The 18,708-nt window shown below is 69.3% G+C and carries 11 protein-coding genes; 4 read left to right on the forward strand and 7 right to left on the reverse strand.

The features are described 5' to 3' along the window. The first annotated feature begins 84 nt into the window (after positions 1 to 84). The gene (locus ABEA87_RS15570) at positions 85 to 2,466 is read left to right on the forward strand and encodes a LamG-like jellyroll fold domain-containing protein (RefSeq protein WP_345630151.1); all 2,382 of its coding nucleotides are present in this window, start codon (positions 85 to 87) and stop codon (positions 2,464 to 2,466) included. 144 nt (positions 2,467 to 2,610) lie between these two features. On the opposite strand, the gene ABEA87_RS15575 is transcribed toward ABEA87_RS15570, so the two are convergent. Further along, positions 2,611 to 2,766, reverse strand: coding sequence for a hypothetical protein (locus ABEA87_RS15575; protein ID WP_345630153.1), 156 nt, complete (start codon positions 2,764 to 2,766; stop codon positions 2,611 to 2,613). 64 nt (positions 2,767 to 2,830) lie between these two features. Between ABEA87_RS15575 and ABEA87_RS15580 the strand changes: the two genes are divergently transcribed. Beyond that, positions 2,831 to 3,235, forward strand: coding sequence for a RidA family protein (locus ABEA87_RS15580; RefSeq protein ID WP_345630155.1), 405 nt, complete (start codon positions 2,831 to 2,833; stop codon positions 3,233 to 3,235). 60 nt (positions 3,236 to 3,295) lie between these two features. Here ABEA87_RS15580 and ABEA87_RS15585 read toward each other — a convergent pair whose 3' ends face one another. Next, a complete protein-coding gene (locus ABEA87_RS15585; protein WP_345630157.1) occupies positions 3,296 to 6,079 on the reverse strand; it encodes an SDR family NAD(P)-dependent oxidoreductase in 2,784 nt (927 codons plus the stop codon). A 918-nt stretch (positions 6,080 to 6,997) separates the two neighbouring features. Here ABEA87_RS15585 and ABEA87_RS15590 point away from each other — a divergent pair. Continuing rightward, positions 6,998 to 10,261, forward strand: coding sequence for an NHL domain-containing protein (locus ABEA87_RS15590; RefSeq protein WP_345630159.1), 3,264 nt, complete (start codon positions 6,998 to 7,000; stop codon positions 10,259 to 10,261). Positions 10,262 to 10,292: 31 nt separating this feature from the next. Beyond that, positions 10,293 to 11,867 carry a phospholipase C gene (locus tag ABEA87_RS15595; protein WP_345630161.1) on the forward strand — a complete coding sequence of 525 codons (1,575 nt, stop codon included), beginning with the start codon at positions 10,293 to 10,295 and terminating at the stop codon, positions 11,865 to 11,867. Positions 11,868 to 11,982: 115 nt separating this feature from the next. Here the strand turns inward: ABEA87_RS15595 and ABEA87_RS15600 are convergent, their stop codons facing one another. The 5 genes from ABEA87_RS15600 to ABEA87_RS15620 form a co-directional block, all read right to left on the reverse strand. Next, entirely contained in the window at positions 11,983 to 12,870 is an 888-nt protein-coding gene (locus tag ABEA87_RS15600; protein ID WP_345630163.1) for an LLM class F420-dependent oxidoreductase, read from the reverse strand. Positions 12,871 to 12,899: 29 nt separating this feature from the next. Next, complete coding sequence (locus ABEA87_RS15605) at positions 12,900 to 13,241, reverse strand: ArsR/SmtB family transcription factor (protein WP_345630165.1); 342 nt, start codon at positions 13,239 to 13,241, stop codon at positions 12,900 to 12,902. An 11-nt stretch (positions 13,242 to 13,252) separates the two neighbouring features. Beyond that, on the reverse strand, positions 13,253 to 13,687 hold the full coding sequence (locus ABEA87_RS15610; RefSeq protein WP_345630167.1) for an SRPBCC domain-containing protein: 435 nt from the start codon (positions 13,685 to 13,687) through the stop codon (positions 13,253 to 13,255). Positions 13,688 to 13,920: 233 nt separating this feature from the next. Continuing rightward, positions 13,921 to 15,033 (reverse strand): alanine racemase, encoded by a 1,113-nt coding sequence (alr, locus tag ABEA87_RS15615; protein ID WP_345630168.1) that lies wholly within the window; start codon positions 15,031 to 15,033, stop codon positions 13,921 to 13,923. Between the two features lie 350 nt (positions 15,034 to 15,383). Next, on the reverse strand, positions 15,384 to 18,122 hold the full coding sequence (locus ABEA87_RS15620; protein WP_345630169.1) for a S8 family serine peptidase: 2,739 nt from the start codon (positions 18,120 to 18,122) through the stop codon (positions 15,384 to 15,386). Between the last annotated feature and the right edge of the window lie 586 nt (positions 18,123 to 18,708).

Consider the following 18,708-nt stretch of genomic DNA (forward strand, 5'->3'; position numbering starts at 1 on the left):
TCGTCACCTGGCGTCCGTTGCGTATTGAACCGCGCTGGCTAGCGTCCGTGCGCTGGAACTCTTTCACCCCCAGAAGGGGAAGCCATGTGCGATCACCACGACGGCGGTAGCTCGCCGTCCCCAACCCCGGCCGGACACAACCGACGGGACTTTCTGCGCAACGCGACGTTGGCCGGAGCCGGGGCCGCGGCCCTCGGCGCCCTGGGCGCGACGCCCGCGTTCGCCGACGGCGGGCACCAGCCGGCCACATCCGGCGGCAGTATCGGCCGGTGGAACCCGGACCCGAACAGCCGGCAGTTCACCCTCGCGATCATGCCCGACACCCAGTTCCTGTACTGGGGCAGCCAGAACAGCATCAACTCCGCGCCGCAGGAGGAGTCCTTCCGCTACGTCATCAACAACAGCGGAAGCGGCGAGTCCGGCAACAACATCGTTTTCATGGCGCACCTCGGTGACCTGACCGAGGACGCCGACCCGACGTCGTTCCAGGCGGTTGGCAAGACCTTCGACCTGTTGGATTCGCACGGCGTCGCGTACAGCGTGGTGGCCGGCAACCACGATGTGAGCGGTGACGACAGCCGGGGCTCCACGCCGTACCTGCAGACCATGGGCCCGCAGCGGTTCAAGCACGCCAAGACGTTCGCCGGGTCGGACCCGACCGGGTACAACACCGCGCATATCTTCCAGGCCGGCGGCCGGGAGTGGCTGGTGCTGGCGATGGACTGGCGGACCACGGCGCAGGGCTTCGCCTGGGCCAACCAGTTCATCAAGGACCACCCGAAGCTGCCGGTGATCCTGACCACCCACGAGATCGTCACCCCGACGTACGGCGACAACGTGTACCCGTACCAGTCCGGCGACCCGGAGAACAACGCGGTGCTCTCCGACTACGGCAACCAGGTCTGGGACCAGCTGATCAGCAACAACGACCAGATCTTCCTGACCCTCAACGGCCACTACTGGCCGGCCGGGCGGATGACGAAGCAGAACGCCGCCGGCAACGATGTGCACCTGCACATCACGAACTACCAGAACCGCTACTTCGGCGGCGCCGGCATGCTCCGGCTCTACCACTTCGACCTGGACCTCAACACCATCCGGGCCGAGACGATCGCGCCGTGGATCCTGGCCCAGGACCCGGACAAGCGCAACGCGCTGGCCGCCCAGCAGGCGCGGCTCACCACGGCCACCGACGACTTCTCCATGGCCATCGACTTCGATCAGCGCTTCTCCCGGTTCATCCCGGTGCCGGCGCGGTCGTCGCGCCCGGCCAACAAGCTGGTGGTGCCCGGGACACTGGCCTACTGGCGCTTCGACAACGGTGGCGCCAACGGCACCCCGGTGACCGCGAGCCAGACGATCCGGGACCTGTCCGGGCACGGCAACGACCTGACTCTCCAGGCGGTTGGCGACCCGGTCCCCGGCAGCCTGCGCGACCAGGTCAGCGCGGTGACCGCGAGCGCCGAGAACCCGCCCGACGAGGTCGCCGTCAACCTCAAGGACGGCGACCCGTCGACCAAGTGGCTGGCGTTCAGCCCGACCGGCTGGGTGACCTACCAGCTGGCCAAGCCCATCGCGGTGGCGTCGTACTCGCTGACGTCGGCGAACGACACCCCGGGCCGTGACCCCAAGGACTTCACGCTGCAGGGGTCGAACGACGGCAGCGCGTGGACCGACCTGGACACGCGCACGGGGCAGACCTTCAGCGACCGGCTCGTAATCAACACCTACAACTTCACCAACACGACCGCCTACGGCTACTACCGGCTCAACATCACCGCCAACTCCGGCGAACCGCTCCTGCAACTCGGTGAGTGGGACCTGAACGACGGCACGAACCACGCCCTGACCTGGTCCGCCGACCACCACCCGGACCAGCCGGCGCACGCCAGCCTGAACTTCGTCGGCGGCAAGAACCCGCTGCACGGCGTGTACCTGACCACCGCCGCGAAGGCCGCTCTGAACACCGAGACGTTCCCCAAGGGATACACGATCGAGGCGTTCGTGAAGTTCCCGCTGGACTGGAGCTCCACCAACAACGCCTGGTCGGCGGTGCTCAGCCGCTGGGGCGAGGCCGGCAACGCCGGCAAGAGCGGCAAGAACACCGACCCGCAGGAGCCGGTGGCCACGCTCAGCTTCTCCGACGGCCGCGAACCACAGTTCAACATCTACCCGACCAACCAGACGTCCCCGACGACCAACTGGGGCCAGGGCCTGCCGGAGGACACCTGGTGGCACGTTGCCGTGGTCAACGACGGCAAGCACACCACCCTGTACGTGGAGGGCTGCCCGACCGTGGACAACCCGTCCACGGTGTCGATCGGCATCGCCTCGCTCGGCCTGCCGTGGATGGTGGGCGGCTACGAGTACGGCGGGAAGATCGACCAGATCTTCCACGGCCTGATCGGTGACGTCCGCGTCGTGGACCGTCCACTGTCGACGGACGAGTTCATGACCGGCAAGTAACGCGACGAGAGGGCCCCTGGCCGGCTGAGTTTCCGGCCAGGGGCCTTTGCCGTCAACCGGGTTCCTGCCGTCAACCGGGTTCCTGCCGTCAACCGGGTTCCTGCCGTCAACCGGGTTCCTGCCGTAGCGCCACGCCCGGGCCGGTCACCCGTCCCCGAGATCCTCTGCCCGCGGGGCGTGCGTCGGGTCGATCAGGTGCTGGGCGACGACTCCGGTGAGCAGCGCCTGGTAGCGCGCGCCGACGCGCTGCGCCCGCTCCGGCTCCGCCGCCGCGTCGACCTGCTCGAACAGGCCGGCCAACCCCTCGCGCGCCGGCTGGAAATTCCGGTGCGTAATAGACGCTATTCGGCGATGATCTCTTGTTATGCCAGAAAAGCTGACGCTCATCAACCCGCCCGGGCTGCATCCGACCTCCGGGTACGCCCACGTCACCGTTGCCGAGGTAGGACGCACCGCGCACCTCGCCGGGCTGTGCCCGCTCGACGCCCAGGAGAGGGTCGTCGGGGTCGGGGACCTCGACGCGCAGCTCGACCAGGTGGTCGCGAACGGGATGGTGATTCTGGCGGCGGTCGGCGCGACGCCCGCGCACGTCGTGCGAAGCGTGATCTATGTGGTCAGCAGCGAGAGCGCGGTGCTGGCCGGGGCCTGGAACCGGTTGATGGCCTCGGAGTTGGCTCCGGCGCTGGCCACCGCGAGCACCCTGCTGGGGGTCGCGTGTCTGGGGTATGCGAACCAGCTGGTGGAGATAGATCTGACCGCCGCGCTGTGACAGTGCTCTGGCCGCCGATCGATCCGGCGTCGCCCGTGGCCGCTGAGCTGGGCAGCCGGGTCAGGCGCCGATGACCAGGCGCACGACGGTCATCGGGTCGACCAGGAGCCTGGTGATGGCGCCGCCGGCGACCGTGAGCGTGGCGGCTTTGGCGGGCGGGTCCCAGGGCGCGAAACGGTTGGTCGTCCACACGTCCACGCCGGTTCCGTCGGCGATGCCCACGGTGGTGATGGTGAGGTTGCGGGTGGCGGCCTCGTCCCGGTTGACGATCACCACGTCGCCCCGGTTCTTGCCGGCAGACGCGGCGAACAGTTGCAGGTTGGTCGCCGACCCGACCGGGTTCACGACGTCCGAGCCGAAGCGACGGAACTGCCCGAGCCCGGTCCACATGCCCAGCCCGTAGTAGGCGGCGTACGGTGTCGCGAACGGTTTGCCGTGCGGATAGTGGTGGACGTTGTCGCCGATGACGGTGTTGTCGGCGCCGGCGTTGCGGGTGTAGAGGCCGAGCGACCCGACGATGTCGGCGAACTGCGCTCCCCATCCGCGAGCGCGCAGGATGTTGAGCAGGTACCCGGCGGTCCACACCGTGTTGACGGCCATGATGAAGCGGCCATCCATGGGCAGGCCGTAATCGTCGAACAGATCCGGGCGGCCGTTGTTGGGCCGGTACGCCCAGTTGAACTCGCTGATGATGACCGGCAGCGTGGCGCCGCGGCCGGGGGAGTAGGCGTCGACGACGCCGCGCAGCGCGGGGATTTCTGTGTTCGGCAGGGTGATGCGGTTCATCACCTGGTCGGTCGGCTCGTTACCGGTTCCGGTGCCGTAGAAGTGGTAGTTGCAGAAGTCGACGAGGTCGGCCACCCGGCCGACGTCGGTCCGGGTGGCGGTCAGAAAGTCGTTCCAGAACTGGGTGATGGCGCCCGGTGACGTCGCGTTGTCGATGGTCTTCTGGACGTGCCCGGAGAACTGCGACGCGGCCGGGCCGCCCACCTTCACGGTGGGGTCGGCGGCCTTGACCGCGGCGTAGATCTGCAACCAGGTGTCGCCGTAGGTGCGACCGTCGTGGGTGTCGCGGCCGAGCCAATCGTACTTGGCGGTCCCGACCAGGTCCGGCTCGTTGCCGACGATCCAGTACCCGATGGGTCCGCCGTTTTGGCCTCCGCCGTCGTTGTAGTGATGCACGATCGAGGCGGCGTCGGCGGGACTGACTCCCATCTCGGGGTAGGTGATGCCGTTGACCACGACGTCGCCTTCGAGAATGCCCAGGATCGCTGCTGCCTTCGGTCTGACCCGGTTGATGCCGGCCACCCACTCGTCGCCCCGCCCGACACCTCCGGTCGCACCGTTGACCGGTCGCCCGTTGGCCGCGTCCCACTTGAAGCCGAGCCGGAACAGCCCGGGGGCAAGCGCGGCCTCGTAGCCCTGGATGACGGGGTTGGTGCGCAGGTCGCCGCCGTCACCGCTGTAGCCGCTGACACAGTGCCCGAACGACTTCACCGCGTCGATGGTGTAGATCACCGCGCCGAAGTCGATGACCGCGGTGGTGGCGGCGGGTACGCGTTCGTCCGAGTCGGCCGCCAGTACCCACTCGCTCGGCGCGCTGAGCCGCAGCCGGGCCGGGGAGTAACGGGTACGCAGCCGGCCCGATCCGGTGGTGCGCAGGGTCACTCCCGCGCCGGGCAGGATCGACACCTGGCCGTCGTTGCGCTGCAGGACCTCGACGATGCTGCCCACCGGCAGATCGGCGACCGAGGGTGCCGGAACGGTAACGGTCGCTGGTTCGAGGCTGCTGACCTCGACCGCGCCGCCGCCATCGCTGGCGGCCAGCACGTAGGAGCCGGTTTGCAGGTTCGGCGGGACCAGTACGGCCTGCGGTGTATCGGACTTGCCGGTCTCCGACTGCGCGGCCTCCAGCGAGTACTGCCTCGGCTGGGCCGGCACGGCCGCCGCGGCGAGCCCGGCCCGCCCGCCCTGTCCGGCCCGTTCGGCGACGGGGCTGTCCGGCGTGCCGGGCGAGACCCGGTCATCGACGCGCGTGAGGCCGCGGGGCGCGGCCAGCACGCGAGCCTCGGCGGGAGCCAGCACCCGGCGGCGCTGCCACGGCAGCCGGATGGGGTCGTCGACCACGCTACGGTGAAGGATCAGGCCATGGCGGATGACGGCCTCGGCGATGCTCTCGGCCGTGGGGCCGGGCAGGAGGGCGGCGATGCGGGAGCGCCGCACCGCGGGCCGGTCCGAGCCGGGAAGGCTGGTGCCGGGGACGGAGCGGGTCCGCACCAGCGTGACGGCGATCGGCGAGTCCCGCAGGTCGAGCGACAGTCTCCTGCCGTACGCCTCGATCGCGGCCTTGGCGGCGGCGTAGGCCGCGCCCTCCTGCCGGTCCGGGAACGTCACCGCGCCGGCCCCCACGTTGACGATGTGTCCACCGCCGGCCGCGCGCATCAGCGGAAGGACGGTCTCGGTGCCGAACACCATCGTGTCGTACCCGATCCGCAGGCGACGTGCGGTGTCCGCGGTGCTCGCCTGCCACCAGGCGGCGACGGCGTCGTTGATGAGGATGTCGATCCGCCCGCGGTCGCGGTGGGCGGTCCGGATCGCGCGCTCGAACGAGGCCCGATCGGTGACATCGGCGTCGATAACGCGGATCATCTCCGCCGCGCCACGGTCGACGGTGCCAGCCGTGATCGGGTCGATCGACGGGGACGGTTGGGTCAGGACGTATACCCGCGCGCCCGATTGGGCGAGCAGTTGGCCGGTGGCCCACCCGATGCCCAGGGTGCCGCCGGTGATCAGACAGACCTTTTCGTTCAGCGCGCGATCGGCGTCGCCGGAGCCTTGACGCATGAGCACCCTCCATTCGTTCGGGCGACGCGCGGTTCCGACCGGTCTGGCTCGGCGCGTCTGACGCGGCGCGACGACCCAGACCGGTCGTCTGATCAGTAACCGTTGCCTGGCCGCGCGAGCGTGACACGGCTCGGCTGCGCCCTCGGGAGCGACGGGAGGTTACTGTGCTGCCACCCGGAACAACGAGCGTCGTCGCTGGGGGGCGCTGGCGTCACCGGCGGTCCCCGGAGTGCCGCCGGCGAGCTGGCCGGCGGCACCGGCGAATGACCCGAGTTAGGCGGCGCCCACACCCATTGCCCATTGCCTGTTCATGGTGCGTCCCGGGTTGAGGTTTGGGGGAACGAGGCGGACTATATGGGCAACCGGCATCATTTACTGAGAACGACACAAGAGATCAGATCGACTCATATTTCAGTGTCGTTCCCGCGACGGGATCGGGTGAGCCCACGTCGGCAGCCGGTACCGCGGGCGAGCGTGTCCGCCGAAACCGATGCGAATAACGCGACGCGTTGCTCGATGACGGACCGCTGACTGACTTATCGCTCGCTGACTCGTCGCTGTGCGTCCGGGTCACCCAGTCGTCTCCGGATCGCCCGTCGTTCGGGGCTGCGAGGGTGCGGAACGGGTCCTCGGCGCGAGGGTGTGAACACCCCGGTGTCGGCGACCGAGGGATCCGGAGACTACCGCGCTGATGATCGTCATGGTGCCTTCTTCGTGACAGGAAACCGTCACGGCCCCGGCGCCGGCAGTTCACCTTCGGCCGGAAACCTGACCCCGGCGAGTATCCGATGTGGATGCTCCCTTTCTTGTGCTGAGAAGGATCGTGCAGTGCTCTTGGACGGACGTTTGAAATTACGCGGTCGGCAGCGTTGGGCCGCCATCGCGGCGGCGGCGGCTGTTGCCATAGCGGCGATCGGCGTGGAATTCGTCGGTGGTGGCGCCGCCTCGGCCGCCGCGCCGCCGCAGTCCTATGACCTCACGGGCGCGCCGTACTGCGACGCCGCGACCGGCCTGGCCACGATCGCGTTGAACAGCAACCTGATCTCCAACCCCGGCGCGGAGTACGCCACGGAGCGCGGCGCCGTCCCCGGCGGCGCCGGTACGGCGGCGGGCTCGACCGTCACCGACCCGGACGGCGTCCTGCTTCCGGACTGCTGGGCACTCACCTCCACGATCCCCGGCTCGGACCTGACCAACGAGATCGCCAGCGCGGTCGCGGCGTCCTACCCCGGCTCGAGCGGGACCGGCACCAAGAACTTCTACGGCGGCAGGAGCGCCAACGACAAGGCGGTGGCCGGCACAGTCACCACCGCCTCGCAGACCATCTCGCTGGCCGGGCTCGCCGCAGCGGGCGCGACCGGCCCCGCCGGCCTGCCGTTCGCGCTGGTCGGGACGCTGGGCGGTTACGCGAACCAGGACGACAACACGATCCTCACCGCCGCCTGGGAAAACGCCAACGGTGACCCGGTCACCGACAGCGCCGGGCACCCCGTCGTCACGACGCTGGGCCCGGTGCTCAGCGAGGACCGGGGCGAGACCTCCATGGAGCTGTGGCGGCGCGCCTACGGTACGGTTCCGGCCGGTTCCACGCAGGTCGTCATCACCCTGACGTTCACCATGGGCGGCGCGGGCAACAACGACGCCAGCGCCGACAACCTCAGCCTCGTCATCGGCGACCAGGCCGTGCCCGCCGGCCAGACCTGGGACACGACCGCGACCTGCCCGACCCCGGCGACCATCGCCCTGGGCAGCAACCTGATCTCGAACCCGGGCGCCGAGGACTACACCGACCACGAGGTGACCGGCGCGCCCAGCGGCGGCGGCGTGACGGCCGGCCACCAGATCGTCCCGGACTGCTGGGTGAGCCAGTCCGACCTGCCGGCACCCGACCCGGTGCTGGAGTCGGGCAACGCGACCTACGCCGGCAAGGACGGCAGCCGCCTGTTCTGGGGCGGCACCACCCCGAGTACGGCCCCGAACCCGGCCCCTCCGGGCTTCACCACCCAGGTCCAGGGCATCACCACCACGGCCACCCAGTCCATCGACGTGAGCTCGCTGAACGCGGGTGGCCAGCCGTACAAGCTGGCCGGTCTGCTCGGTGGCTACTCGACCCAGAACGACTTCGCGATGCTGACCGCGACGTTCCAGGGCGCCGACGGCAACCCGCTGGGCACCGACCGGCTCGGCCCGGTCACCGCAGCCGAGCGCGCCAACGTCACGGGCCTGTTCCCGACGTGGCGCTACGGCACCGTTCCGGCCGGCACGACGAAGGTGCTCATCACCCTCGAGCTCACCGCGATCAGTACGGGTGCCGACAACAACGGCATCGCCGACGACCTGAGCCTGACGTTCGGTCCGGACGCCAAGCCGGCGCCGCAGAGCTACGACGCGACCTCGTCGACGGTCTGCCCGGCCGCCGACCAGGTGACGCCGGCGCTGGACAGCAACCTGCTCGCCAACCCCGGTGCGGAGGACTTCGTCGCGGCGAACACGCTCGGTGCGCCGGTGGACGACGCGGTCACCGTCCCGGACTGCTGGATCAGCTCCTCGGCGCTCGCGGTGCCTGACGCGGTGGCCGAGTCGTACGCCCAGACCTCGGCGACCTACCCCGGCGCCGTGGGGGCCCGCGTGTTCTGGGGCGGCACGAACCCGGACGGCGGCATCGCCGGGGTGTCCACCATGGCCAGCCAGCCGATCGACCTCAGCGGGATCGCGGCCGGCGGACAGCCGTTCAAGCTCTCCGGCATGCTCGGTGGCTACGCGACCCAGGACGACAACGCGGTGGTATCGGCCACGTTCCTCGACGCCAGTGGCAAGACGCTGAGCTACGCGGCGATCGGCCCGGTGAAGGCCGCCGCCCGGGGCAACGTCTCGAGCCTGGTGCGTCAGACCTGGTACGGCACGGTCCCGGCCGGCGCCGCGAAGGCGGTGGTCACCGTCACGATGACCGCCGTCAGCACCGGTAACGACCTCAACGGCGAGGCCGACGACCTGAGCCTGGTCATCGGGCCCAGCTCGGCGTCGCAGGGGTCGATCCTGCAGACGCTGCCGTACGACGCGGGCGCCGGCGGCGGCGGCGGAACCCATGTCGACCCGGGCTCCGGCGCGATCGTGCCCAACCTCGTGCCGGGTGCGTTGTACCGCCCGGCGGGTGTCTCGGCCGCTGGCGGCGTGGTGTACGCCTCCAACACCGGCGACAACGTGATTTCGAAGCTGCAGAACGGCGCCACCACCCAGGTGGTCGGGTCGCTGGAGAACTACGGCGAGCAGGGCGACGGCGGCAAGGCCACCAACTCGACGCTGTACCAGCCGAACGGCACCGTGGTGGACGCCAAGGGCGACATGTTCATCGCGGACAGCAGCGACAACGTGGTGCGCGAGGTCACCCCGAACGGGACCATCCAGCGGTTCGCGGGTACCGGTACGGCCGGGCTCGGTGTCGCCGGTCTGTACCCGTTCTCGCTCCTCTCGCCGACGCGTACCGCGCTGAACCACCCCGAGGCGGTGGCCGTGAACGCGCAGGGCGACGTGTACATCGCCGACACGTACAACAACCGGGTGCTGCGGGTGACCTCCCGCGGGCAGGTCTTCGACGTGGCGGGCATCGGCCGCGCCGGGTACTCCGGCGACCGCGGCCTGGGCGTGCTGGCGTCGCTGAACATGCCCACCGGCCTGGCGCTGGACGCGAAGGGCAACCTGTACATCGCCGACTCGGGCAACAACCTGATCCGCCGGGTGGACGCCAAGACCGGGATCATCACCACCGTGGCGGGCAACGTCACCAAGGACAAGGCGAACGACGGACTCGGCGGCTTCTCCGGTGACGGCGGGAGCGCGACCTCCGCACAGCTCAACGACCCGCAGGGTGTGGCCGTGGACGGCGCCGGTGACCTGTTCATCGCCGACACGTTCAACCACGCGATCCGTGAGGTCACCCCGAAGGGCACGATCTCGACGGTGGTGAACCACGCGGGTACGAACGGAGCGGCTCCGTTGCCTGGCGGCGAGAGCAGCGGACAGACGCCCTCGGCCTCGGGCCTGAACACCCCGTCCGCGATCGCCGTCGACCCGTCGACGAACGTGCTGTACATCGCCGACACGAAGAACGGCGCTATCGCCGAGGTGCTCGGCCTCGCCCAGTCCGGTACGGCGGCCGGCCCCACGGCACCGTCGGGTCACTGACGCCCGACACGATACGAAGAAGAGACAGGCAATGACTGACAAGCGCACGAATCCGTCGAAGGCGCCGATCTCACGACGTCGGTTCCTCGCCAGCGCGGCCGGCCTGGCGGGCGCGGCCGGCCTGGCCGGCATCCTGCCGGAGAACCTCGCGGCGGCCGCCGGCTCCAAGCAGAAGAACTTCGACCTGTCCCAGGTCAAGCACATCGTGTACGTGATGGCGGAGAACCGGTCGTTCGACCACTACTTCGGCACCTTTCCCGGTGCGCGAGGGTTCAGCGACAAGACCGCGATCAAGCTGCCGAACGGCCGTTCGGTGTTCCAGCAGCCCGACCCGGCGAACCCGGACGGCTACCTGGAGCCGTTCCACATGTCGACCATCACCACCGGCGCCGCGGCGGTCCCGTCGCTGTCCCACGACTGGCGTGACCAGCACGCGTCGTGGAACAACGGGAAGATGGACGGCTGGCTGACCACGCACCTCGCCTCCGACGGTGCGGTCAACGGCTCATACACGATGGGCTACTACACGAAGGAAGACATCCCGTTCCACTGGGCGCTGGCCGAGTCGTTCACGCTGTTGGACAACTATCACTGCTCGGTCATGGGCCCGACGGACCCGAACCGGATGTTCTGGATGACCGGCTCCAACGACCCGCAGGGCAAGTTCGGCGGGCCGTGCCTGGAGACGGTCGCACCGAACCCGATGACCTTCCCCACCGCGGCGGAGACCCTGTTCAACGCCGGCTACAGCGTGAAGGCGTACTTCTCCGGCACCACCAGCGGGTTCAACGTGTTCGCCTGGTTCGCGAACTTCATGACCAAGGGCCTCGTGCCCGACGCCCTGTACAACTCGGTGATGACCGGCAACACCCTGTTCGGCGATGGCACCCCGGGCGGGGTCGGCGATCCGACGAACCCGACCCAGGCCTCGGTCTCCACGCTCGCGTTCGAGGAGGACTGCGCCAACGGCGTGCTGCCCGACGTGAGCTGGCTGTGGATGCCCGGTGCCGCGGACGAGCACCCGCCGGCCATCCCGGCGGCCGGTGCGCAGTACCTCGCCTCGAAGCTGGAGGCGCTGGCCGCCAACGAGAAGCTGTGGAACTCGACGGTGTTCATTCTGAACTACGACGAGAACGACGGCTTCTTCGATCACGTGCCGCCGCCGATCCCGGACCCGAAGCGGTACCCGGAGGAGTACGTGCACGTGGCGTCGCCGAAGGGTACGCCGGGTGGCGGGCTGCCGGTCGGCGGTGGATTCCGGGTACCGTGCATCATCGTGTCCCCGTGGACGGTCGGTGGGCAGGTGTACTCCGAACTGTCCGACCACACCTCCTGCCTGCAGTTCATCGAGGCGGTCACCAAGGCGGGGGGCCTGTCCAAGCAGGGCCCGGTGACGTTCACGCCGGTCAGCAGGTGGCGGCGCGACACGTTCGGGGACTTCACCGGCGCGCTGAGTTCGGGTAAGCCGCAGCGGGCCCCGTCCAACCCCCAGTTCAACGCGGACACCACGGCGGCCAACCTGGCCAAGCAGACCGCGGCCTCCCTGCTGCCGATGCCCACCCGGCCCGGCGCGAAGCAGACCATGCCCAAGCAGTCGAAGAAGTAGCACCGAACCTCGCACGACAGGCCGGGTCCCCGCTGTGCGGGGGCCCGGCCTGGTTGTGTTCGTGAGGAGGGGCAGTCACCGCGCCCGCGTGTAGAAGCGGCGGCTAGGAATCTGGTTAGCCGAAGAGTGGAAGCGTTTCGGCGAGGCAACGCCATGCGGTGCGTGGTAGGTCGTGATGGGGATCGTCGGTCACCACCTGGACCGCAAGGTGATCAGCTCCGGCGTCCAGGAAGGCTTGAGCCCGCTTTGCGATTGCCGAGGCGTCGCCAAGCGCGAACACCGCGTCCACCAGCCGCGTGCTGCCGCCGTCGCGGAAATCGTCCTCCTTGAAGCCCAGCCGGAGCAGATTACTGGTGTAATTGGGCATCGAGAGATAGAAGCGTAGATAAGAGCGCGCGATGTCGCGGGCACGGTCGATATCCGTATCGAGGACCACCTTGAGTTCTGGAGCGAGCAGGCTACGGGCGCCGAGAATCTCGCGGGCCCAAGCGGTGTGCTCCACGGTCACCAGATACGGATGCGCTCCCGCGGCTCTATCGCGCGACAGGCCCAGCATCCGGGGCCCGAGCGCGGCCAGTACCCGCGCCTGTTCCGGTACCGGGGTAGGCGCGGAATCCAATCCCGACAGATACTCCTGCATCGCCGAGTACGGACGCGCGTACCGCTCGGTCAGCTGAGGATGGCTGACGCCGAGCCCAAGAAGCAGGCGCCGAGGGTACATCCGCTCGATGCCGGCCCACTGGGCTGCCACATCGCTGGCCCCGCGCTCCCAGATGCTGACGATGCCGGTGGCCACAGTGATGCGGGAGGTCGCCCGCAACAGCGGCCTGGCGTAGTCGACTTCCGGGCTCCCACCGAGCCAGAGGGTGCCGTAACCCAGTGCCTCCAGTTCGGCCGCCACGTCGGCTAATTCATCGGTGTGGGCCGGGCCACCGTTTCGGAGAGCGTTGGTGAAGGCCCCGGTCCAGATGCCGATGCGGCCCAGCCGACCGGATGGTGACATGCCAATCTCCTTGGATCTCTGAATTTCCGTCACCGCTCCGGCGCCTCCGCGATCCGCTTGATGTTCGCCAACCGCCGATCCCAGTCGGCCGCGAGCGCGGCCATCCACCGCGCTGTCGCGTCCAACGCCGCGGGCCGCACCGCGTACCGCACCTCGCGTCCGACTCTGCCGCCCTGGATCAGCCCGGCGGCATCCAGGACAGCGAGGTGCTTGACGACCGCCTGCCTCGAGACGGGGAGCTGTTCGGCGAGCGTCGTCGCGGTGGCCTCGCCGGACGCGGCGAGCAGATCGAGCAGCCGACGCCGGGTCGGGTCGGCCATCGCGACAAGGACCTCGTCCACCGCGTCCTCGGCGCCGCCACGTTCGCTCATTATGCCGGTGATTATTCGGCGCGCGCCTTTAGCGCGTCGAGCACCTCGAGCCAGCCCTTGGTGTTGCCCGTCACCGCCTGGACGCGTAGGTCCTCGGACCCGGCCAGCGCCGCGAACCCGCTCTCGACGACCCGCAGCCGGGTCTTGTCGCCCTCCGGTGTCAGCGTGAACTCGACGAGCGTGCTGTTGTCCTCGCGCAACTCCTGCCCGGCGAACGCGCTGGCCCAGCGGTAGGCCAGATACGTCGGGGGCTGAACCTGCTCGACCCGTACCGGGAAGTCGCCGTACTGCGCGTTTCTCGCCACCATCGAATCGCCCTCTCTGGCCACGGTGCCGGACGCACTCGCCGGCTCGGCCACCCAGAATCCTGGTTCGGCCACCAGCGACCAGACCCGCTCCAGGGGCGCCGCGATGACGACCTCCCGTTCGATTCGATCCTCGCTCACGGGGACTCCCTCCATAGCTACGTAGCATCAGGCGCAACCATACGGTTGCACATCATCGCCTCAAGTGCAACCCGTGAGTTGCTCCTGGGCTTGAGCGCCAACGTCGAGGGCGACGCGGAAGCAGGCCGGGGCACGCCACAGCCACCCGTGGATTCCGACTCGGGCTAGGGCGTCAGTTCTGACTCGGCTGCCCGGATCGCAACTTGTGAAACGGGCCCGAGACGGGTGGTGCCTCAGGCGGTGGTGCCACCGGTATAGGTGCGCGGCACGCGCGGCCCGATCCTGGCGACGATCTCGGTGTGGACCGTGCCGGTGGCATCGGCCCAGTCCTGCGCGAGCGGCTCGCCATCGCGACCGGGCCCGAACAGCACCGCGACGTCGCCCTCGCTCACCAGCACGGTCCTGGCGTCCACGACGAATTGGTCGATGCCGACCGGCCCGCTGATCGTGAAGCGCGTGCCGGCGATCGACACGGGGGCCGCGCCGACGGCGGAGCGCGGGATGCCGTCGCCGTACCCGAGCGGCACAACGGCCAGGGTGGTCTCGCGCCCGGAGGCGCCCTGCCCGGCACCGACCCGCTTGGTTCGCATCACCGTGGACCGCAGCGTCATCGCCGGGACGAGCCCGAGGTCGCCGCGCAGTGGGATCGGGGAGAGGCCGTAGACCGCGGTCCCGGCGCGGACGAGGTCGAAGTGGGTGCCCGGGAGTGCGAGGGTGCCGGCCGAATTCGCGAGGTGCCGCACCTCGGGCACGATGCCGTGCCGGGCAGCCTGGTGCAGCGCGTCGTGGAAGGCGTTCAGCTGCGCGTCGTTGGCGCGATGATCGGGCTCATCGGCGTGGGTGAGCTGGCTCCAGACCCCGATCACCACGACCTCGGCCTGGGCCTGCGCCTTCGCCGCCGCGTCGAGCAGGTCGGGCCAGTCCGCCAGGCCGCTGCCGCTGTGCCTCAGCCCGGTGTCGACCTCGAGGTGGATTCGGGCCATGAGGTCCAGTTCGTTCGCGACCGCGCGTACGGCGTTGAGCTGGCCCAGCCCGGAGACGGCCAGGTCGATCTCGGCGTCGATCGCCCGGGCGAGGTCGTCCGGCGCCCACGACCAGGTGAACACCGGTGCGGTGATTCCGGCGTCGCGCAACGCCAGCGCCTCGCTGACGGTCGCGGCCCCGAGCCAGGTAGCCCCACCTGCCAGCGCCGCGCGGGCGCACGGAAGCATCCCGTGCCCGTAGCCGTCGGCACTCACCAACGCCATCACTTGACCGCGGGTCTGCTGGGCGAAGGTGGCCGCCGCCAGCCTGGCCACGTTCGCTTCGATGGCGGAAAGGTCGATGACGGCTTCGGTACGCAACATGAGCGCGATTATCCCAGCGAGCGGACGGTCATGCCACTTGCGCGATCGTGCTGAGTCGGTACCGGAAGTGCTTATACGGTAGGCGAAGCAGCATCTGTGCATGCGCACTCAAACTGCGCGGGTCCGCGGTGTTTCACCGAAGGTTTCCCCGCTCATAACTTCACGACGGCCTCCCGATTACCTGAATTGGTGCCGCCTGCCCCAAGTACGGGACGACGGTCACCCTGACCGTGACGGTGACGGTCCGGTTGTGAACCACCGTACCTACCGTCAGCATGAGCAGAGCGGGCACGCCGCGACGCTGCGGCGTGCCCGCTCCGTGCCGTGAGGTACGGCGTTCGCGACGCGAATCAGTGCGTCACGGCCGCCTGCCCGTAGACGGTCTGGGTGAACTCCTTGCCGCTTTCCGTCAGGTTGAGAACCACGTCGATCTCCCAGGTGCCAGGGGTCGGGTCGGTGGCGCTCAGTGTGGCGGTGGCGACGGCCTGGCCATCGACCGTCTTGGGCGTGGTGTCGGTGGCGACCACCGTGCCGGTGGGGTTGAGCAGGTAGAACGTGAACTTGTTGTCGGGGCTGGCGTCGGCGGTGTTGAAGTTGAGGTTCAGCGACTTGGTGCCGGCCGACACCGCCATGTTGTAGGTGCTGACCTGGCCGACGGACCGACCCACGGTCGAGGTGATCACCGTGTTGAACGAGCCGCCCTGGGACGGGATCAGGGTGCGGCGGGCCACCGGAAGCGAGGTCACCGCGCCGGTGATGGACGTGAACTGCACCGATTCCGGGTGGTCGCCCGCGGCGGTCGGCATCGACACGTTCAGCGGCACGGTAGCGGTGGAATGCGCCGGGATGGTGACCGGATGCGTCGTCGCCGGCTTGTAGGTCCAGTTCTGGCCGGAGACCTTGAAAGACATCGGCCCGGTGTAGGTGCCCGGCGTCGCCGGAGCCACCGCCAGGTCGACATCCTTACCCGACCAGAGAATCTTCGCGGTCCACACACCTGGTTCGGGGTTGGTGACTTGCGCGTTCTGCTCGTTCGAGACCGAACCGATGGCACCGTTGCGCCCGGCCGAACCGTCGTCATAGGACAGTTGCTCCAGGCGTCCCTGCGGGTCGATGAGCGCGAAGCAGATGATGTTGCTGTTGGTGGGGTCGGGCCAGATCATGTCCGCGTTCAGGCGGTCGAGTCCGATCGGGACGGTGAAGTGGATGGGTGCGCCGGCCACCGCGCCTTCGGCCGGTAGCGGCAGGCTCGGGTCGGGGGCGCTGATGTTCTCGGTGACCGTGTGCCCGATCTGCTTCGCCGAGCCCAGTTCGCGGTAGGTGCCGCTGACCCTGGTGGGAAGGCTGCTGGTGTTGTACAGGTTCACCGAGGTGCTGGTGGTGCTTCCGGGGTTGCCGGTCAGGTCCAACTGCGAGGGGGACGGGACCAGGCTGCCGGCGAGGGTCAGCGGCGGGGCCGGGCGCCGGCCGGCGGTGTCGGGCATCACCTGGGCGGCCTTGACCGCGTTGTAAATGTTGAGCAGTCCGGCGCCCTGCTGGTCGGCGGGGGCACCCAGATCGGTGGCGGTGCCGGTGAGGATCTGCTTGACCTGGGCCGGGGTGGGACTCGCACCGGCGTGGGTGTCACGGTACGCCTGGATCACGTCCGCGGCCGCGCCGGCGATCAGCGGCGCGGACTCGCTGGTGCCGCGCATCGACTCGGTCGGGTAGTTGGGCGGGCAGCCGCCGTGCCCGTCTGAACAGTCGGCCTCGCCGAAGTACCCCGGCGCGACCAGGTCGACCAGCTTGTTGTCGGGCGTGGTGCCGCCCGAGGAGAGCGCGGCGATGTTGTTGCTGACGTAGCTGGAGTACCCGTGGGCCATCGCCACGAGGCGGAAGTTGTCCACGGCGCCGGCGGCGATGACGTTCGGGTCCGAGGCGGGGGAGGAGATGGTTCCGGAGCTGCCGCTGTCCCCCGATGAGACCACCACGGTGACCCCGGCGGCGACGGCGGCGTCGTTGGCCGCGTAGTGCACCGCGTAGTTGCCCGGGCGGGGGGTGTAGCCGTACGACTCGGAGATCACGTCGGCGTGCTCGACGACGACCGCGTTGTCGACGTTCGCGATCAGCTGCGACTCCTGCTCGGTGGCCTCGCTGGGCGGGGTGTCGATCTGCGAGGAGTCCACAAGGGACGCGTCCGGCGCGTCACCCCGGATGGTGAACGTGCAGTCCGCCGGCACGTTGGAGAACGGCAGCGCCTGCGCGTAGTTGTAGACCATGTTGCCCTGCGCGGCCACCGACGAGGCGTCGCCGTACGATTCGTCGCTGCCGGTGTCGGCGGTGTAGTCCGGCGCGTTCATGACCACGTGCGAACCGTCGGCCCGCTGGAAGTCGGGGTTGCCGGCCACCCGGTTCATGCCACCGATGGCGACGATGACGCCCTTGCCCGTGGCGATCGAGTTGGCCATCTCCGGCGAGTTCGGGTTGCCGGTCGAGGCGTGGATGTCGGCCATCGCCTCGGGCTCCTGCGCCGGCTTGCCTTTCTCACCTGGAACGGTGGGGCAGGTCGCCGCGGTGCTGGGCTTCTGCACGGCCGGTGTCGCCGCGGCCGGTGCGGCGGCCTGCGACGCCGGTGCCGGCGCGAGGGGAACCGCGGTGTCCGGCACGATCTGCGCGACCGCCGCGTCGGCCCGCAGCCGGGCGACCTCGTCGGCGGAGACCGTCGCCGCGATCGCGTTGACGCTGACCAACTGGCTGACGCCGGTGCCGCCGTGCGACCGGATGTCGGCCAGCAATGGGGCCTGGTCGGCGAATGCGGCGGCGCGCCGCGTGTCGCCCTGGGTGCGCAGGTTCAGGTCCGAGTGCTGGTTCTTCAGCACCACGATGACCGACCCGCCGGAGACCGCCGAGCCGTAGGCGGGTGCCTCGGTCGGTGCGGCCGAGGCGGGGGTGACCACGCCGGCCACCGCCGCGATGGCCGCGGCCAGGCTGACCGGGGCGGCCACGGCGATGCGAGCCAGCCGGGAACGGCGGGTGGCGCGGTTGTCGCCGGCAATGGCCGGTGGGAGTGTGGGTAGGGGTGAGGGGAGTCCAGAGGGCTCGTGCTTCACGCTTCGACCTTCCCGTCGCCGGCCAATCAGCTAGCTGATTGGCCGAAGCACATAATAAAGATCGCCAGAGTTCGCGACTGATCATCACGCCATGAACGATGGGTGTCAATGGTGAGGGTTATGGCGTGACCGGCTCTGGCTTGGCAGGTATCGGAAGGGGCGGCGGTAACCGAGTGGTGGCGGCGCTGGTAGACAAATCACGATCTTTTCGTGCAGCGACGGTGACGCCGGAAACGGTACGTAGCCTCGACATCGAGCCACCGGGTACGGATTTGAAATCTAATATCAAATCTCCGTCGTTTGGCTTGCGGTGTCGTCGCCGGTAGTGCCCCGGTTGATGGCGTACGAGTAATCTTGCAGGTTCCGTTCGTGGCGGGCACAGCTGCCTGGCACGTGAACTGTGGCGGTTCGCGAGGCGCGGTTTTCGTTCGGTGTGGCCGACGATTTCCGTGGCGGAGGTACCTCGGTGCGCGGCCGACCGAAGGCCGTCGCCGGGAATCGTGCTCGGGTTCGTGTCGGGCGGCGAGCGGGTGACCGCCGGATTCGGCGTGGGCTCCGGCCGCGCCACGGCCGTGGCGATCGACGG

The sequence above is a fragment of the Rugosimonospora acidiphila genome (assembly GCF_039543385.1).
Lineage (GTDB): Bacteria > Actinomycetota > Actinomycetes > Mycobacteriales > Micromonosporaceae > Rugosimonospora > Rugosimonospora acidiphila.